Here is a 16,178-nt window from a genome sequence, read left to right as displayed (position 1 = left end):
TCTCTCGTCCAATGGTCACCGGGTCACCCGCTCGTACGCCCGTACGAGCAGGTCCTCGTCCGGATCCTCCAGGCGGCCCGGCTCGGCGACTCCGTCCAGGACAACGAAGCGCAGCCGCGCCCCGCGCGCCTTCTTGTCGATCCGCATGGCGTCGCGCAGCAAAGGCCACACGTCGGGCGAGTAGGAGGTCGGCAGGCCGACGGCGGTGAGGATCTCCCGGTGCCGTTCGGCGTCCGCGTCGCCCAGGCGGCCGGCCAGCCGGGCCAGCTCGGCGGCGTACACCATGCCGATCGCGACCGCGTCGCCGTGCCGGAAGCGGTACTCCTCGACCTTCTCGATCGCGTGGCCCAGCGTGTGGCCGTAGTTCAGGATCTCGCGCAGGCCGCTCTCCTTGAGGTCCTCCGACACGACCCGCGCCTTGACGGCGATGGCCCGCTCGATGAGCTCCAGAGTGTGCGGCCCGTCCGGCCGGCCGGCGGCCTCCGGATCCTCCTCGACCAGATCCAGGATCTTCGGGTCGGCGATGAACCCGGCCTTGATCACCTCGGCCAGCCCGGCGACGTAGTCGGCGCGCGGCATCGTCACGAGCGTCGTCAGGTCGCACAGGACGCCGGCGGGCGGGTGGAAGGCGCCGACGAGGTTCTTGCCCTCGGGAATGTCGATCGCGGTCTTGCCGCCGACCGCGGCGTCCACCATGGCCAGCAGCGTCGTGGGCAGCAGCACGACCCTCACGCCCCGCAGCCAGGTCGCGGCGGCGAACCCGGCCAGGTCGGTGGTCGCGCCGCCGCCGACGCCGACGACGACGTCGGTGCGGGTCATGCCGAGCCGGGCGAAGTCGGACCAGAGCCGCGCGAGCACGGCGACGTCCTTGCCGGCCTCGCCGTCGGGGACGGGCAGGGCGTGGACGTCGTAGCCGGCCTCGGCGAGCGCCCCGCACACCGGGCGGGCGATCTCCGGCAGGCCCTCGGCGTGCACGACGGCGACCGTCCTGGCCTCGCCGACGAGCGCCGGGAGCCCCCCGAGCACGCCGGTGCCGATGACGACGTCGTACGGCGTGTCGCCCCCGACGTGGACGCGGGTCACGAGAGCCCCTTCACGATCTCCTCGGCGATGTCGGCCGGCTCTCGGCCGTCCGTGGTCACCGTGAGCGCGGCGAGGCGCTCGTAGACGGGCCGGCGTTCCTCCATCAGCTTGCGGAACTGGCTGCGCGGGTTCAGCACGAGCAGCGGCCGCGCCGCCGCCAGCCCGACCCGCTTGACCGCGTCCGACAGCCCCACCTCGAGGTAGACGACCCGGTGCCCGGCGAGGTCCTCCTGGGTGCCCGGATCCAGGATCGCGCCGCCGCCGAGGGCGATCACGCCGTCGTGGGTCGCGAGGGCGTCGCGCACGGCCGCGCGCTCCAGCGCGCGGAAGTGCTCCTCGCCGTCGTCGACGAAGATCTCCCCGATCGGCTTGCCGGCCGTGGCCTCGACGTCGTGGTCGGTGTCGCGGAACGGGACACCGAGGCGCTCGGCGACGATCAGGCCCACGGTGGTCTTGCCGGAGCCGGGCGGGCCGATAAGGACGATCTTGGAGTTCACTTGATCACCAGCGTTGAGAGGTAGCCCTGCAGATTACGCGCGGTCTCCTCGACGGAGTCGCCGCCGAACTTCTCGACCACGGCGGCGGCCAGCACCAGCGCCACCATCGCCTCGGCGACGACCCCGGCGGCGGGGACCGCGGTGACGTCGCTGCGCTGGTTGATCGCCTTCGCCGGCTCGCCCGTCTTCACGTCGACCGTGTCCAGCGCGCGTGGCACGGTCGAGATCGGCTTCATCGCGGCCCGGACCCGGACCGGGTCGCCGGTGGTCATGCCGCCCTCGATGCCCCCGGCGCGCGAGGTGCGGCGCCGGATGCCCTCGGGAGTGTTCTCGATCTCGTCGTGCGCCTGCGAACCCGGGCGGCGCGCGGTGGTGAACCCGTCGCCGACCTCGACGCCCTTGATCGCCTGAATGCCCATCAGTGCGCCGGCGAGGCGGGCGTCGAGCCGCCGGTCCCAGTGCACGTGACTGCCCAGGCCGGGCGGCAGGCCGTGGACGACGACCTCGACCACGCCGCCGAGCGTGTCGCCGGCCTTGCGGAGCTCGTCGATGTGGGCGACCATCGCGGCGCTCGTCTCCGGATCGGCGCAGCGCACCGGGTCCGCGTCGATCCGCTCGAGGTCGTCCGGGCCGGGCACCACGCCGTCCGGCGCGGCGATCTCGCCCAGCGCCACCACGTGACTGACGATCCGGGCGCCCGCGACCTGGGCCAGGAACGCCTTGGCGACCTCGCCGATCGCGACGCGCGCGGCGGTCTCGCGGGCGCTCGCCCGCTCCAGGATCGGCCGTGCGTCGTCGAAGCCGTACTTCTGCATGCCGGCCAGGTCGGCGTGGCCGGGCCGGGGCCGGGACAGCGGGGCGTTGCGCGCCTGGGCGGCCAGCTCGTCCGGGTCGACCGGATCGGCCGACATGACCGTCTCCCACTTCGGCCACTCCGTGTTGGCGACCTCGATCGCCACCGGACCGCCCTGGGTGCGGCCGTGCCGGATCCCCCCGACGATCGTCACCTTGTCCTGCTCGAACTTCATGCGGGCGCCCCGCCCGTGTCCGAGCCGGCGGCGGCGCAGCGCCTCGGCGATGTCGGCCGAGGTCACCTGCACCCCGGCGGGCAGCCCTTCCAGGATCGCGACGAGGGCCGGGCCATGAGACTCCCCCGCGGTCAACCAGCGCAGCATGAGGTGAATCCTTCCATCCCCACGGAAGGCTACGCGCACATGTCCGCAGCGTGAGACGAACCCACCCCGTGCCGGGTCGATTCATTCTCCGTACGCGAGCGCCCGCAGCTCGACCCACGGCACTTGCGCCAGTTCGGGTCGCAAACCGTCTCCCCCGACGCTTGCGTCGGGAAGCTCGTATGAACGCACGTCGGGCTCGCCACCCGCCGCGGGTCAGGAGAAGCGGCGGAAGGGGAAGCGGCGGCGGGGGAAGAAGAAGCGGCGGCCGCGGACCCGGGGCAGCCCGACACTCGGCGGCCGGACGGCCCGGTCGACGCAGACGACACGGCGTCCGTTCCAGTCCACGCCCTCGAAGTACGGGTCGAAGTGACAGCCCATCGCGAGTTCGGGCCAGCCGATCCAGCCGGTGAACTCCAGGTGGGGGTTCTCCCGGAACGGCCGCCGGCGGCGGAAGAACCGATCGTTGTTCTGGGCGTTCTGGTTCGCGCCGTCGTTCTCCGGCGCGATGATGACGGTGTCTCCGCCGCCGGCCGTGTTCGCCGGGCTCGGAGAGTTCGTCGGGCTCGGAGACGGGGACGGCGTGTTCGTCGGGCTGGGTGACGGGGCCGGCGACGCGATGACGACGTTGTCCCCGCCGCCGGCCGTGGTCGCCGGACTCGGGGACGGGGCCGATGGCGCGATGACGACGGTCTCCCCGCCGCCGGCCGTGGTCGCCGGGCTGAGAGACGGGGACGGCGCCGCGTGCGGGCCCTGTCCCCGCCGCGCCGGTCCGGCCGAGGAGGTGGAGTACGCGGCGGCCGGTGCCGTGTCCCACGATGCCACGGCCGTCAGCAGTCCGGCCGTTCCGGCGGTCAGCACGGCGATCCACCTGCGAGCAGTCAATTGTCGCCCCTCATCCGTTCGATCCCGATGCGACGGGTTCAGCGCGCGGGCACGTCGCGCGGTCGGCATACCCGTCCGGAGCGACAGAGGAATTCACGCGACGGCAAAAGGGCGGTCCCTGCGGTCTCAGCCGTGCGCGAGCACCGCGACCAGCACTCCGGCCAGCATGAACGGCCCGTACGGAATCTGGGTCCTGAGCGTCGCGCGGCGGCCGGCCAGCAGCGCGAGCGACCACACCGCCGCCAGCACGTATCCGGCGCCCACCCCGAGGACCCACGTCGGGAGGCCGAGCCAGCCCAGGTAGAGCCCGAGCACGCCCGCCAGCTTCACGTCGCCCAGGCCGATCTGGCTCGGCGCGATGAGCCACTGCAGCGCGTACAGCGCGAAGAGCACGACCATGCCGAGCAGCGCATGCGTGAACCGCGTGCCGCCCCGGTCGGTGAAGAAGGCCGCGAGGCCGAGCAGCAGCAGGCCGGCGGCGTACGACGGGAGCGTCACCGGGTCGGGCAGCCGCTTGAGCGCGACGTCGATGAAGGTCAGCGCGACGCCGACCACCGCGAGGTAGCCGAACGCCGGGAGGTCGGGCGCCGGTCCGACCCGCCACACGACGAGCGCGAGGACGATCACGGCGACCGCGACGACGGCGAGCCGCCGCCGGAGCACCGGCTCGGCCCAGTCGGGGGTGGTCACCCGACAATCTAACCGCGCCGCTCGGCGGTGGGCGGCCGGGCGATCCGACCACGCCCGCCGGGGACCGTCATCCGGCCGGTCTAGCCGCGGGTGACGCCGATCTCGACGCCTCCGGTGACGTGGCCGCGGAGGCGCTCGGCGAGACGGTCCGCGGCGGCCCGTACCTCCTGCGCGCCGGCGCCCTCCGCCAGCCGGAGGCGTACGGCGAGCTCGGCCCGCTCGCCGGGCTCCACGCGCACGCCGGTGATGCCGGGCAGGCCGTCGACCGCCCCGTGCACGGCCATCAGAACGTCGGGGTCCTCGTGCGGCGCGGTGATCGCGCCGCCGTTCGCGAGCACGTGCAGCCGGGCGCCCTCGATGGCGTACGGGACGGGGCCGGCGACGTCGACGACGAGCGCGTCGGCGGACTCGCCGACCGCGGCCTGGCACGCCTCCCGGGCGTGCACCGCGACGGGCCGGGCGTCCGGTCGCCAGCGGGCGAGGCTGTCGGTGGAGGTGAAGGCGAGGACCGCGCGCCGGCCGTCCTGCCCGACGAGGGTGGGGAGCGCCATCTCGCTCTCCTTCTCCCGCCGCAGGCCGTCGACGGTCTCGTCCTCGGTCAGCACCGCGACGACCGGGACGAGCAGGCGGGTGCCGGCGAGCGCCGCGAGCACGGGCTGCTCCCCCGCGCGGCCCTCGGCGTAGTCGCTCAGCGCCCGCGCGACCTCGGCGGGCGTCGTCCCGTCGTCGTCGGGGAACTGCGGCTGCGGAATGCGGTGTCCGGACACGGCAGTCCAGCGTATCCGAGTGCCGGCGGCCGGCCCTCAGAGCCGGTGCAGACGCTCGACGGCCTCGTCGATCACCTCGTCGCGCTTGCAGAAGGCGAACCGGACGTACGGGTCGCCGGCGTCGGAGTCGTAGAACACCTGCGTCGGGATGGCGACGATGCCGGCGCGCTCGTGCAGCGCGGTGACGAACTCCCGCCCGTCGCCGAACCCGAGCGGGCGCACGTCGACCTGCGCGAAGTAGGTGCCCTGCGGCCGGAACGTCGTGAGCCCGGCGGCGGCGAGCCCGTCGCTGAGCCGGTCGCGCTTGGCCCGCAGCGCCACGCGCAGGTCCTCGGCCCACTTCCCCTCCTCGCGCAGCGCGTAGGCGACCGCGCGCTGGTACGGGGCGCTCGCGGTGAACGTGACGAACTGCTTGACCGTCTGCACCGCCCGTACGAACCGCGGCGGGGCGGTGATCCAGCCGATCTTCCAGCCGGTGACGGAGAAGGTCTTGCCCGCCGAGGAGATGGCGACCGTGCGCTCGCGCATGCCGGGCAGGGTCGCGAGCGGCACGTGCGCGGCCGGGCCGTCGTAGGTCAGGTACTCGTAGACCTCGTCGGTGACGGCGATGAGGTCGTGCTCGCGGCAGATGTCCGCAACGACCTCGAGCTCCTCGCGGGTGAAGACCGTGCCGGTCGGGTTGTGCGGGGAGTTGAGGAGCAGCACGCGGGTGCGCGGCGTGACGGCGGCGCGCAGCTCCTCCGGGTCGAACGTGAACCGCCCGCCGTCGGGCCGCAGCGTGACCGGCCGGCGTACGCCGCCGGCCAGGGCGATGATCGCCGCGTACGAGTCGTAGTAGGGCTCGAACACGACGACCTCCTCGCCGGTCTCGACGAGGGCGAGGATCGCCGCCGCGATCGCCTCGGTGGCGCCGACGGTGACCAGGACCTCCTCGGCGGGGTCGTAGGTCAGGCCGTAGCGGTCCGCGCGCTGCGCGGCGACGGCCTCCCGCAGCTCCGGCAGCCCGGGTCCGGGCGGGTACTGGTTCGCGCCGCCCATGATGGCCGCGGCCGCGGTCTCCAGCATCGTGGCGGGGCCGTCGGTGTCCGGGAAGCCCTGCCCCAGGTTGATCGCCCCGGTGCGGATCGCCAGCGCGGTCATCTCCGCGAACACGGTGGTGCCGAAGCCCTGCATGCGGGCGACGAGCGGGTCGTTCTCAAGGGTCACCGGATCAGCGTAAGTGAACGAGGCTCCGGCGCCGGAGATCGATACGGTGGTGGGAGGACGAGATGAGGAGGCCCGTCATGCGGATCGCCCTGTGCCAGATCCCGGTCGGTGACGACCCCAAGGAGAACCTGGAGCATGTCCTGGAGGCGCTCGCGGTCGCCTCGGAGGCCGACCTGGCGATCTTCCCCGAGGCGGTGCAGGTGCGGTTCGGCCGCGCCATGGCCGCGGCCGCCGAGCCCCTCGACGGCCCCTGGGTGACCACGCTGGCCGAGGCCGCGCGCCGGCACCGCACGGCCGTGATCGCGGGCGTCTTCGAGCCGTCGCCGGACGGCCGGGTGTACAACACCGCCGTCGCGATCGACACCGACGGCCGGCGGGCCGGCGCCTACCGCAAGATCCACCTGTTCGACGCCTTCGGGTTCCGGGAGTCGGAGCTGATCGCTCCCGGGGACACGCCGGTGGTCGTCGAGCTGGCCGGGGCGCGGATCGGCCTGATCACCTGCTACGACCTGCGCTTCCCCGAGCTGGCCAGGGCACTGGTCGATCGCGGCGCCGATCTCCTCGCCGTGATCGCCTCCTGGGCCCAGGGCAACTTCAAGGAGGAGCACTGGGTCACGCTCGTCCGCGCCCGCGCCATCGAGAACACCGTCTGGACGGCCGCCGTCGACAAGGCCCCGGACCCGCCGCACGCGCAGGGCGGCGCGATCGGGGTGGGACGCAGCCTGCTCGTGGACCCGATGGGCACGGTCCAGACCGACCTGGGGCCGTTCCCGGGCGTGCGCGTGGTGGAGATCGACGACGTGGTCACCGAACACGTGCGGAAGACCCTCCCGGCGCTGGAACACCGCCGCCCCGACCTGTTCGGCTGACCCGGTACTGCAGGGCGACCAGGACGAGCCCGATCAGGAGCCAGGCGCCGCCGACGATCTTCGCCATCGTGGTCGCCGACACGATGATCCAGATCGAGACGGCGGCGCCCGCGGCCGGCACGAGCAGGTGCGGCAGCCAGGCCCGGCTCCGGTGGCGCACGACGAAGTAACCGGCCACCGACGCGTGCAGCAGGGTGAAGGCGACGAGGGCGCCGATGTTCACGATCGACACGAGCACGTCGAGGCCGTTGGACAGCCAGGCCGCCCAGATCGACACGACGGCCGCCACGCCCGCCGTCGTGAGGAGGGCGGCCCGCGGCACCCGGGTGCGGGAGTCGACGGTGGCGAGCGCCTTGGGCAGGCCGTGGTCGCGGGCCATCCCGTACATCAGCCGGGAGGCGGCCGCGACCGCCGACATGGCGGAGAACGCCGGCCCGATGCCCTTCACGATGACGAACGTCAGGTGGAGCCAGGACCCGAAGGCCACGTCGGTCATCGTGTAGAAGGCCGTGCCCTGCTCGGCGGGCGCCCCCGCGAGGTGGCCGGGGCTCACGGGCATGAGCAGCCCGGCGAGGTACGTCTGCACGACGAACAGCAGACCGGCGAGGCCCAGGCAGAACAGCACCGCGCGCCCGACCTGGCGCTCGTCGCCGGTGTTCTCCTCGGCGAAGGAGGCGATCCCGTCGAAGCCGAGGAAGGACAGCACGGCGACGGAGACGGCGCCCATGACGGCGGGCGCGGTCATCCCGCCGGCGCCGCCGAACGGCGACGTCCACGGCCGGGAGGGCCCGTGCGTGATCAGGACGACGATCGCGGCGACCACGAAGACCGCGAGGAGCAGGATCTCGATCACCAGCACGACGAACCCGACCCGCGCCGCGACGCGCACGCCGGCCAGGTTGAACGCGGTGGTCAGGACGAACGCGACCGCGGTGAAGACCCAGGCGGGCACCGAGGGCACCTGTGAGTGCAGGGCGATGCCGCAGAACAGGTACGCCACCGCGGGGATCAGCAGGTAGTCCAGCATCGCCATCCAGCCGGCCAGCAGGCCCGCGGGCCGGCCGAGCCCCGCGCTGGCGTAGGCGAACACCGAGCCGGCGTTCGGGACCCGCCGCGACATCTGCGCGTACGACAGGGCGGTGAAGCCCATCGCGATCGTCGCGACCAGGTAGACCAGGGCGACCGCCCCGGAGCTCCTGGCGTCGAGGACGCCGAAGACGCCCACCGGCGCGAGCGGGCCGATGAAGAGCAGTCCGTAGACGATGAGGTCGCGCAACGACAGGCTGCGGCGAAGTGCCTGCGGCTCCAAGAAAGGTCTCCCGGGGGAATCGGATGTATCCGTATGTCGGAATGTATCCGCCCACCATTCGGGAGCCCAAAGCGTTTTACCAGGTCAAAGGGTTGACATGACCTGGAACCGCCTCATCGCCCCCGTCAGTCCCAGCCGACCCGCCCGCGCCCGGCCGGCGGGTCGGCGGTCCTCGGCGGCCACCTCCGGAAGGCGGCTCCCGGTGGGCGTGTCGCCGGCCTCGGACCACCTCCAGAAGCGATCCCCGGCCGACGGGTCGCCGGCATCGGGCCGTCTTCGGAAGCGATCTCCGGCCGGCGGGTCAGCCGGCCTTGGCGGCCACCTCCGCGAGGGCGTTGCCGAAGAACTCCCGTGACTGCGCCCCGGACACCGCCCAGGTGCCCTCGAAGACGAAGAACGGGACGCCGGTGACGCCGATCGTCCGCGCCACCTCCAGCTGCGCGCCGACCGCCGCGTCGCCCTCCCCCGCCGCGAGGCGCTCCGCAACGCCCGACATCCCGGCCTCGGCGGCGAGCTCGGCGAGCGTCCCGTGGTCGTTCAGGTCCCGGCCCTCCGCGTGGTGGGCGCGGAACAGCCGGCCCACGACGGCGTCCTGGACGCCCGCCTCACCGGCCAGCGCGATCACCCGGTGCGCGTCGCGGGTGTTGGCGCTCAGCGCCTTCTCCGGCGCATACGGCAGGCCCTCGGCCGCCATCAGCTCCCGCATCCGCGCGTGCGCCTCGGCGACGCGGTCGGCGCCGCCGAACTTCTCGGCGAGGCTGTCGTTCATCAGCCCGCCGCCCGAGGCGCCGGGATCGAGCTGGTACGGCCGCCAGGTCACGTTCACCTCGCCGCCGAACTCGCGGGCGGCCGCCGCGAACCGCGCCCGGCCCAGGTAACACCAGGGGCATACGACATCCGAAAAAATCTCGACGTTCACAAAGGATCGCAACCGGCCCGGCGGGGCGCGCATTCCACAGGCCCCACAGCGGTCACAGGTGGATACGCTTGGGAACTCGATATCACCGACAATGAGAGACATCCCCATGGCGCTTGAGCGACCCGAGATCGACTTCCCCGAGGGCGAGCCGCCCGCCGACCTGCAGATCACCGACATCACGGTCGGCGACGGCGCCGAGGCCACCCCCGGGTCGACCGTCTCGGTGCACTACGTCGGCGTGGCGCACTCGACCGGCGAGGAGTTCGACGCCTCGTGGAACCGCGGTGAGGCCTTCAGCTTCCCGCTCGGGGCCGGCCGCGTCATCCAGGGCTGGGACCAGGGCGTCGCCGGCATGCGGGTCGGCGGGCGCCGCAAGCTCGTCATCCCACCGCACCTGGGCTACGGCAACCGCGGCGCCGGCCGCGCGATCAAGCCGGGCGAGACGCTGATCTTCGTCGTCGACCTGCTGGGCGTCAGCTGACGCTCTCCCGCAGGCCCGGACCACGGCCCCGTCACCGGAACCCCGGTGGCGGGGCCGTGGCGCGTCCGGCGGTCAATGCGCGATCCAGACGTGCCGCCGGACCGTCGCGTCGTCGGGGATCATCGCGAGGATGCCGGTGGCGAGGTCCGCGCGGGAGATGTGCACCCCGCCCCGGATGCTGCGGTCGGTCGCGGTGCGGTACCGCCCGGCGCCCTCCTTGTCGGTGAGCCGCGGCGGCCGGACGATCGTCCAGTCGAGGTCGCTGCCGCGGACCTCCTCCTCGGCCCGGCCCATGTCGGCGAAGTTGTTCCGGAGGATCCGCTGCAGGATCGGTTTCGCGACGTAGCGCGTCAGGGGGCCGTCGCCGGGGTCGGTGACCATGCCCGCGGCGCTGACCATGAGGAAACGGCGGGCGCCGGTCTTGGTCATCGCCGCGATGATGCCGCGGGCGGCGTCCTGGCAGACGGTCGTCGGGCCGGTGCCGCGATGGCCGAGCGCGGAGACGACGGCGTCGGCCGCGGCGACGGCGGGCGTGATGGCGGCCGGGTCCATCACGTCGGCGGTGACCACGTCGAGGCGGTCGCCCGCGGGGACGTCGAGCCGCGACGGGTCGCGTACCACGGCCGTCACCTCGTGACCGCGCTCCAGCGCCTGCCGGACCAGGTGGGTGCCGGTTCCCCCGGTCGCCCCGAAGATCGTGAGTCTCATGGATCGTCCGCCCTTCGCGGTCGGTGAGCGTAGAGTGGGTGAGTCAGGTGAGTGAGTGCTTACTAACCACCATAATGGAGCGAAGCTCGTAGACCAAGGGGGACCGTGACGACCCGGGATCGCATCCTCGACGCCGCCGCCGGCCTGATGCGCGAACGCGGCGTCGCGCGCACCACCACAAAGGAGATCGCCAAGGCGGCCGGCCTGTCCGAGGCGGCCCTGTACAAGCACTTCAGCGACAAGACGGAACTGATGCTCGCCGTCCTGCGCGAGCGGATGCCCGGCTTCGCCCGCATGGCCCCGCGCCCCGGCACCGGGAGCGTCGCCGAGACCGTCGCCGCGCTGACGCGGGCCATCGCCGACTTCTACCTGGAGGCCCTGCCGATGCTCGGCTCCCTGCTGGGCGATCCGCGGCTGATGGCCGCCCAGCGCGAGTCGCTGCGCCAGTACGGCGCCGGGCCGGAGCACCTGGTCCGCCGGTTCGCCGACTACCTGCGCGCCGAACGCGACCTCGGGCGGATCCCGGCCGGCGCCGACACCGACGCGGCCGCCGCCCTGCTCACCGGCGCCTGCTTCCAGCAGGCGTTCCTCCAGTACTTCGCCGAGGGCCCCGGCGCCAGGCCGGTGCCGGACGCGACGGTGACCGCCGTGAGCACCACGCTGCTGCGCTCCCTGGGCGTGGGCTGAACCACAACGAAGAAGGTTCACCCGAACCTGATCGCCACTTTCGGGCATCAACCCCTATGCGGATACTTAAGATCCACTGAGGGGAAGCTGGGATGGATGCGTGAAATGCGGTTGATCGCCTCGTGCGTGCTGGCGGCGGCGATCGGAGTGGCCTCCGGCGTGTGGCCCGACGTCCGGGGACGGGTCGAGGGCTCTCCCTCGCAGCCCGCGGGTCCGCCCGCGATGGCGCAGGTCATGGCGCCGCCGCGCTGGCCCGCGCCGAAGCCCGGCACCTGGCAGGTGGCGTACGAGCGGCGCGGCGACGGCCTGCCGCCGGTGGTCGACCGGATCAAGACGAACGACAAGGTCGTCTTCATCACCATCGACGACGGCTGGGAGCACGACACCCGCTTCGTCGAGGAGGTCCGGACCCAGCGAGTGCCGGTCATGGTCTTCCTCACCGACCAGGCGGCCCGCACCGGCTACGAGTACTTCTGGGCGCTGCAGCACGCCGGCGCGGCGATCCAGGACCACACCATGGACCACGCCGCGCCGTACAACGACATGCGGCGGCTCTCCTCGGAGGCGCAGCACCGGCAGATCTGCGACTCGGCCGACATCGACGCCCGGCAGTACGGGCGGCGGCCGCAGATCTTCCGGCCGCCCGGCGGATCGTACGACCAGGTCACCCGGACGGCGGCCCGTGACTGCGGGATGAAGTCGGTCGTCATCTGGTCCGTGGAGTTCTACAACGGTCTGTCCGGGAAGCTGGCCCGCATGGACGGCGGCTCGGACCTGCGGGCCGGCGACATCATCCTGATGCACTTCCGCCCCGGCCTCGCCGGCGACTTCCAGCGCCTGCTCACCTGGATCCGGCAGGCGGGACTGCGGCCCGCGGCGCTGCAGAACTACCTGCCCCGTTCGCTGGGCGGAGAGGCGGCGGGGTGAGCCATCCCACGTCCACGCCCCGGCATGAACAGGTTGGTACCCCCTCAAATCGGGACAGCCTGGTAACCGACGTATCGCCGTTCCAGAGGAACATCCGATGCCACAACTGCGTACTCTGACCGCGGCCGCCCTCGCCGTGCTCACCGCGGGCGCCCTGGCGGGCTGCCAACACGGCGCCACCCGCACCAGGGCGGCCGCGCCGGTCGCCTCACGAGGTGCGGGTGACGGCGCACCGAGCCAGACTCCGGGTAACGGGCCGCCGTCCTCTCCGGCTCCCCTGTCCCCCTCCGCGTCGCCTTCGGCATCGGCGACGCCGAGCGGATCGCCCACCGCGACCTCCCCCTCGCCGATCCCCCGATCGCGCGACGGACTGCCCCCGGTCATCAGCCGCATCCCGACCCAGGACAAGATCGTCTTCATCACCATCGACGACGGCTGGGAGAAGGACGCCGACTTCGTCCGGCTGATCCGCGACGAGCGGATCCCCGTGACGCTGTTCCTGGCGAACATGGCGGTCAAGAAGGACTACGGATACTTCCGCGAACTCCAGCAGGCGGGCGCGCTCATCGAGGACCACACGATGACGCACCCGTACATGCCCAATCTGTCGTACAAGCGGCAGAAGCAGGAGATCTGCGACTCGGCCGACATCTATACCAAGCAGTACGGCGCGCGCCCGACGCTGTTCCGCGCGCCGTACGGCTCGACCGACCACGACACGCTGCGGGCCGCACGGGACTGCGGGATGAAGGCCATCTTCTTCTGGCGCGAGGTGGTCAGCAACGGGAGCATCGCCTACCAGGTGGCCGGCAAGCTGCACCGGGGCGACATCATCCTGGTGCACTTCAACCCCAACATGACCGCCGATTTCAAGCGGATGCTCCGCTCGATCAAGAAGCAGGGGTTCACTCCGGCCGCGGTACGTGACCATCTCCCCCCGCAATATTTCGAGTAGCGCGATGGGCCGGGGTATGGGGGAGAGACGACGAGACGGTCTCGCGGACGACGGCCGCCAGGAGGCGCGGGTGGAGTTGAGCATGTCGGCCTACGTGGTGCTCGGCCTGATCGCCCGGCACGGCCCCATGACCCCGTACGAGCTGAAGGCGCGGGTCGAGGAGAGCGTCGGGTTCTTCTGGCCGATCCCCCACGCCCAGCTCTACCGGGATCCGCCCCGGCTCGCGGAGCTGGGCCTGCTGCGCGAGGAGGCCGAGGAGGGCGGCAGACGGCGGCGCTTCTTCCACCTCACCCCCGAGGGCGAACGGGCGCTGCGCGCGTGGCTGGCCGCGCCCGAGGCGCCCCCGGCCGACAACCGCGACCCCGCGCAGCTCAGGCTGGCGTTCGCCGACCTCGGTGAGCCGGAGGATCTCCTGCGACTCGCCCGCAGCCAGGCCGAGCGGCACCGGGAGAAGGTCGAGCGGTACCGCCGGCGCCGCGCGGCACTGGACGCCGACGGGCCGGGGCGGTCCTGCGACCACACGCTCTCCCTCGGCATCCTCCACGAGCAGGCGCACGCCGCCTTCTGGGAGACCATCGCCGCCGCGGCCGACGACGAGGACGAGCTTCCGGACCCGTCCCCCCGCGACCGCTGGCGCGACAACTGATCCCGGCGTGCCCAGGCGAGCCCGCGCCCTGAGACGACGGCCCGCCGGGACGACGACGGCCCGCCGAGACGGGCGGCGCGTTCAGACGGGGGGCGTGTTCAGACGCCGACCGGATGCCAGACGGTCTTCGTCTCCAGGAACGCGGTCATCCGCGCGGTGCCGGGATCGGCGGACCAGTCGGCGTCGCCGGGGCGGTGGACCCGCTTGAGGTTGTCCGCCGCCGCCCGCTCGCAGTCCACCGCCAGGTCGCCGGGCGCGCCGGTCAGATCGATCGCGTTGACGTCCTGGTGCGAGGCCAGCCAGGGGGCCAGCTCGGCGCGGTGGCCGGTCAGCAGGTTGATCACGCCGCCGGGCACGTCGGAGGTGGCGAGCACCTCGGCCAGGGTGATCGCCGGGAGCGGCGCGGGCTCCGAGGCGACGACGACCGCGGTGTTGCCGGTCACGACGACCGGGGCGAGCACCGAGACCAGCCCGAGCAGCGGCGAGTCGGGGGCGATCACCCCGACGACGCCGGTGGGCTCGGGCGTGGAGAAGTTGAAGAACGGGCCGGAGACGGCGTTGGCCGCCCCCGTCACCTGGGCGATCTTGTCGGCCCACCCGGCGTACCAGACCCACCGGTCGATCGCCGCGTCCACCTCCGTGGCGGCGGCCGTCTTGCCGAGGCCGGCGCCGCGCAGCTCCTCGACGAACTGGCCGCGCCGCCCCTCCAGCATCTCCGCGACGCGGTAGAGGATCTGGCCGCGGTTGTAGCCGGTCCGCGCCGCCCAGCCGGCCTGCGCCTTGCGCGCGGCCACGACCGCGTCCCGTACGTCCTTGCGCGAGGCCCGCGCGGCGTTGGCGAGGAACCTGCCCTTGGCGTCGTTCACGATGACGGTCCTGCCGGACTCCGACCGGGGGAACGCTCCCCCGATGAACAGCTTGTAGGTCTTGCGAACACTCAACCGCTCGCTCACCGCAGGTACGCCTCCAGTCCGTGCCGTCCGCCCTCGCGCCCGAAACCGGACTCCTTGTACCCGCCGAAGGGCGAGGCGGGATCGAACTTGTTGAAGGTGTTCGCCCAGACGACCCCGGCCCGGAGCCGCTCGGCCATCCACAGGATCCGCGACCCCTTGTCGGTCCAGATGCCCGCCGACAGGCCGTACGGGGTGTTGTTGGCCTTCTCGACCGCCTCGGCCGGGGTGCGGAACGTCAGCACCGACAGAACCGGCCCGAAGATCTCCTCGCGGGCGATCCGGTGTGAGGCCGCGACCCCGGTGAACACGGTCGGCGCGAACCAGAACCCGCGCTCGGGCAGTTCGCAGGCCGGGGACCAGCGGGTCGCGCCCTCCGCCTCACCGCTGTCGGACAGCTCGCGGATCTTCGCGAGCTGGGCGGCCGAGTTGATCGCGCCGACGTCGGTGTTCTTGTCCAGGGGGTCGCCGACCCGCAGCGTCGCCATGCGCGCCTTCAGCCGGTCGAGCAGTTCGTCGGCGACCGGCTCCTGCACGAGCAGCCGCGATCCGGCGCAGCACACGTGGCCCTGGTTGAAGAAGATCCCGTTGACGATGCCCTCGACGGCCTGGTCGAGGGGCGCGTCGTCGAAGACGATGTTCGCGGCCTTGCCGCCCAGCTCCAGCGTGAGCCTCTTGTCCGTGCCGGCGACGGAGCGGGCGATCTGCCGGCCGACGTCGGTGGAGCCGGTGAAGGCGACCTTGTCGATGCCGCGGTGCTCGACCAGCGCGCGGCCCGTCTCGCCCGCCCCGGTGAGGATGTTCACGACGCCGGGCGGCAGCTCCGCCTGCGCGCAGATCTCGGCGAACGCCAGCGCCGTCAGCGGCGTCGTCTCGGCCGGTTTCAGGACGACCGTGTTGCCGCAGGCCAGCGCCGGCGCGATCTTCCACGCGAGCATGAGCAGCGGGAAGTTCCAGGGGATGACCTGCCCGGCGACGCCCACCGGCCTCGGGTCGGGGCCGAACCCGGCGTACGGGAGCTTGTCGGCCCAGCCCGCGTAGTAGAAGAAGTGCGCGGCGACCAGCGGCAGGTCGACGTCCCGTGACTCGCGGATCGGCTTGCCGTTGTCGATGGACTCCAGGACCGCCAGCTCGCGGGACCGCTCCTGGATCAGCCGCGCGATCCGGAAGAGGTACTTCGCCCGCTCGGCGCCCGGCATCGGGCCCCAGACCGTGTCGTACGCGCGGCGGGCCGCCGCGACGGCGCGGTCGACGTCGTCGGCGCCGGCCTCGGCGACCTCCGCCAGAGTCTCCTCGGTGGCCGGGTTGATCGTCTTGAAGGTGTTCTTCGCCTCGACGAACTCCCCGTCGACGAACAGGCCGTACGACGGCTTGAGGTCGACGATGTCCCGTGACTCCGGCGCGGGGGCGTACTCGAAACTCATCCG

General features: G+C 72.7%; 18 protein-coding genes. 6 read left to right on the top strand and 12 right to left on the bottom strand.

The features are described 5' to 3' along the window. Positions 1–15 precede the first annotated feature (15 nt). From aroB to NE234_RS24970, 7 genes are all read right to left on the bottom strand, one after another. A complete protein-coding gene (aroB, locus tag NE234_RS25000) occupies positions 16–1,083 on the bottom strand; it encodes a 3-dehydroquinate synthase (protein ID WP_252783038.1) in 1,068 nt (355 codons plus the stop codon). Then, on the bottom strand, positions 1,080–1,580 hold the full coding sequence (locus tag NE234_RS24995; protein ID WP_252783037.1) for a shikimate kinase: 501 nt from the start codon (positions 1,578–1,580) through the stop codon (positions 1,080–1,082). Before NE234_RS24995 ends, aroB begins: the two co-directional genes overlap by 4 nt. Next, complete coding sequence (gene aroC, locus NE234_RS24990) at positions 1,577–2,755, bottom strand: chorismate synthase (protein ID WP_252783035.1); 1,179 nt, start codon at positions 2,753–2,755, stop codon at positions 1,577–1,579. Before aroC ends, NE234_RS24995 begins: the two co-directional genes overlap by 4 nt. Positions 2,756–2,968: 213 nt before the next feature. Then, positions 2,969–3,637: a hypothetical protein gene (locus tag NE234_RS24985; protein WP_252783033.1), complete on the bottom strand. Its 669-nt coding sequence runs from the start codon at positions 3,635–3,637 to the stop codon at positions 2,969–2,971. Positions 3,638–3,763: 126 nt separating this feature from the next. After that, on the bottom strand, positions 3,764–4,327 hold the full coding sequence (locus NE234_RS45470) for a prepilin peptidase (protein ID WP_252783032.1): 564 nt from the start codon (positions 4,325–4,327) through the stop codon (positions 3,764–3,766). Positions 4,328–4,407: 80 nt separating this feature from the next. Beyond that, positions 4,408–5,094: an SseB family protein gene (locus NE234_RS45465; protein ID WP_252783031.1), complete on the bottom strand. Its 687-nt coding sequence runs from the start codon at positions 5,092–5,094 to the stop codon at positions 4,408–4,410. Between the two features lie 36 nt (positions 5,095–5,130). Beyond that, on the bottom strand, positions 5,131–6,300 hold the full coding sequence (locus tag NE234_RS24970; RefSeq protein WP_308206922.1) for a pyridoxal phosphate-dependent aminotransferase: 1,170 nt from the start codon (positions 6,298–6,300) through the stop codon (positions 5,131–5,133). A gap of 77 nt (positions 6,301–6,377) precedes the next feature. Here NE234_RS24970 and NE234_RS24965 point away from each other — a divergent pair, with 77 nt between their 5' ends. Further along, the gene (locus NE234_RS24965; RefSeq protein ID WP_252783029.1) at positions 6,378–7,169 is read left to right on the top strand and encodes a carbon-nitrogen hydrolase family protein; all 792 of its coding nucleotides are present in this window, start codon (positions 6,378–6,380) and stop codon (positions 7,167–7,169) included. On the opposite strand, the gene NE234_RS24960 is transcribed toward NE234_RS24965, so the two are convergent. Together NE234_RS24960 and NE234_RS24955 are read right to left on the bottom strand one after the other, a co-directional pair. Next, positions 7,105–8,478, bottom strand: a complete 1,374-nt coding sequence (locus tag NE234_RS24960; protein ID WP_252783028.1) for an APC family permease — start codon at positions 8,476–8,478, stop codon at positions 7,105–7,107. The genes NE234_RS24965 and NE234_RS24960 overlap by 65 nt on opposite strands. A gap of 301 nt (positions 8,479–8,779) precedes the next feature. Next, the gene (locus NE234_RS24955; RefSeq protein WP_252783026.1) at positions 8,780–9,397 is read right to left on the bottom strand and encodes a DsbA family oxidoreductase; all 618 of its coding nucleotides are present in this window, start codon (positions 9,395–9,397) and stop codon (positions 8,780–8,782) included. Positions 9,398–9,503: 106 nt separating this feature from the next. On the opposite strand from NE234_RS24955, the gene NE234_RS24950 reads away from it, so the two are divergent. Continuing rightward, entirely contained in the window at positions 9,504–9,878 is a 375-nt protein-coding gene (locus NE234_RS24950) for an FKBP-type peptidyl-prolyl cis-trans isomerase (protein ID WP_252783025.1), read from the top strand. A 72-nt stretch (positions 9,879–9,950) separates the two neighbouring features. Here NE234_RS24950 and NE234_RS24945 read toward each other — a convergent pair whose 3' ends face one another. Then, positions 9,951–10,586 (bottom strand): NAD(P)-dependent oxidoreductase, encoded by a 636-nt coding sequence (locus tag NE234_RS24945; RefSeq protein ID WP_252783023.1) that lies wholly within the window; start codon positions 10,584–10,586, stop codon positions 9,951–9,953. Between the two features lie 105 nt (positions 10,587–10,691). Here NE234_RS24945 and NE234_RS24940 point away from each other — a divergent pair, with 105 nt between their 5' ends. From NE234_RS24940 to NE234_RS24925, 4 genes are all read left to right on the top strand, one after another. Continuing rightward, a complete protein-coding gene (locus NE234_RS24940; RefSeq protein WP_252783020.1) occupies positions 10,692–11,273 on the top strand; it encodes a TetR/AcrR family transcriptional regulator in 582 nt (193 codons plus the stop codon). 105 nt (positions 11,274–11,378) lie between these two features. After that, complete coding sequence (locus NE234_RS24935) at positions 11,379–12,200, top strand: polysaccharide deacetylase family protein (protein ID WP_252783018.1); 822 nt, start codon at positions 11,379–11,381, stop codon at positions 12,198–12,200. A 97-nt stretch (positions 12,201–12,297) separates the two neighbouring features. Continuing rightward, positions 12,298–13,155, top strand: a complete 858-nt coding sequence (locus NE234_RS24930) for a polysaccharide deacetylase family protein (protein ID WP_252783016.1) — start codon at positions 12,298–12,300, stop codon at positions 13,153–13,155. A gap of 82 nt (positions 13,156–13,237) precedes the next feature. Next, a complete protein-coding gene (locus NE234_RS24925) occupies positions 13,238–13,801 on the top strand; it encodes a PadR family transcriptional regulator (RefSeq protein WP_252783015.1) in 564 nt (187 codons plus the stop codon). A 98-nt stretch (positions 13,802–13,899) separates the two neighbouring features. Here NE234_RS24925 and NE234_RS24920 read toward each other — a convergent pair whose 3' ends face one another. Further along, positions 13,900–14,754: an aldehyde dehydrogenase family protein gene (locus NE234_RS24920; protein ID WP_252783014.1), complete on the bottom strand. Its 855-nt coding sequence runs from the start codon at positions 14,752–14,754 to the stop codon at positions 13,900–13,902. Continuing rightward, positions 14,751–16,175 (bottom strand): aldehyde dehydrogenase family protein, encoded by a 1,425-nt coding sequence (locus tag NE234_RS24915; RefSeq protein ID WP_252783012.1) that lies wholly within the window; start codon positions 16,173–16,175, stop codon positions 14,751–14,753. The genes NE234_RS24920 and NE234_RS24915 overlap by 4 nt, the downstream gene beginning before the upstream one ends. Positions 16,176–16,178: the final 3 nt, after the last annotated feature.

It is taken from the genome of Actinoallomurus rhizosphaericola, from assembly GCF_024055675.1.
GTDB lineage: Bacteria > Actinomycetota > Actinomycetes > Streptosporangiales > Streptosporangiaceae > Actinoallomurus > Actinoallomurus soli.
The sequence above is the reverse complement of the archived record's forward strand: the minus strand, read 5'-3'. Positions and strand labels throughout refer to the sequence as shown.

Excerpts from the sequence above, each read along its gene's own strand:
- NE234_RS24945 (WP_252783023.1), bottom strand. The coding sequence starts at position 10,586 with ATGAGACTCACGATCTTCGGGGCGACCGGGGGAACCGGCACCCACCTG.
- NE234_RS24950 (WP_252783025.1), top strand. The coding sequence starts at position 9,504 with ATGGCGCTTGAGCGACCCGAGATCGACTTCCCCGAGGGCGAGCCGCCC.
- NE234_RS24965 (WP_252783029.1), top strand. The coding sequence starts at position 6,378 with ATGCGGATCGCCCTGTGCCAGATCCCGGTCGGTGACGACCCCAAGGAG.
- NE234_RS24930 (WP_252783016.1), top strand. The coding sequence starts at position 12,298 with ATGCCACAACTGCGTACTCTGACCGCGGCCGCCCTCGCCGTGCTCACC.
- NE234_RS24925 (WP_252783015.1), top strand. The coding sequence starts at position 13,238 with ATGTCGGCCTACGTGGTGCTCGGCCTGATCGCCCGGCACGGCCCCATG.
- aroC (WP_252783035.1), bottom strand. The coding sequence starts at position 2,755 with ATGCTGCGCTGGTTGACCGCGGGGGAGTCTCATGGCCCGGCCCTCGTC.
- NE234_RS24915 (WP_252783012.1), bottom strand. The coding sequence starts at position 16,175 with ATGAGTTTCGAGTACGCCCCCGCGCCGGAGTCACGGGACATCGTCGAC.
- NE234_RS24935 (WP_252783018.1), top strand. The coding sequence starts at position 11,379 with ATGCGGTTGATCGCCTCGTGCGTGCTGGCGGCGGCGATCGGAGTGGCC.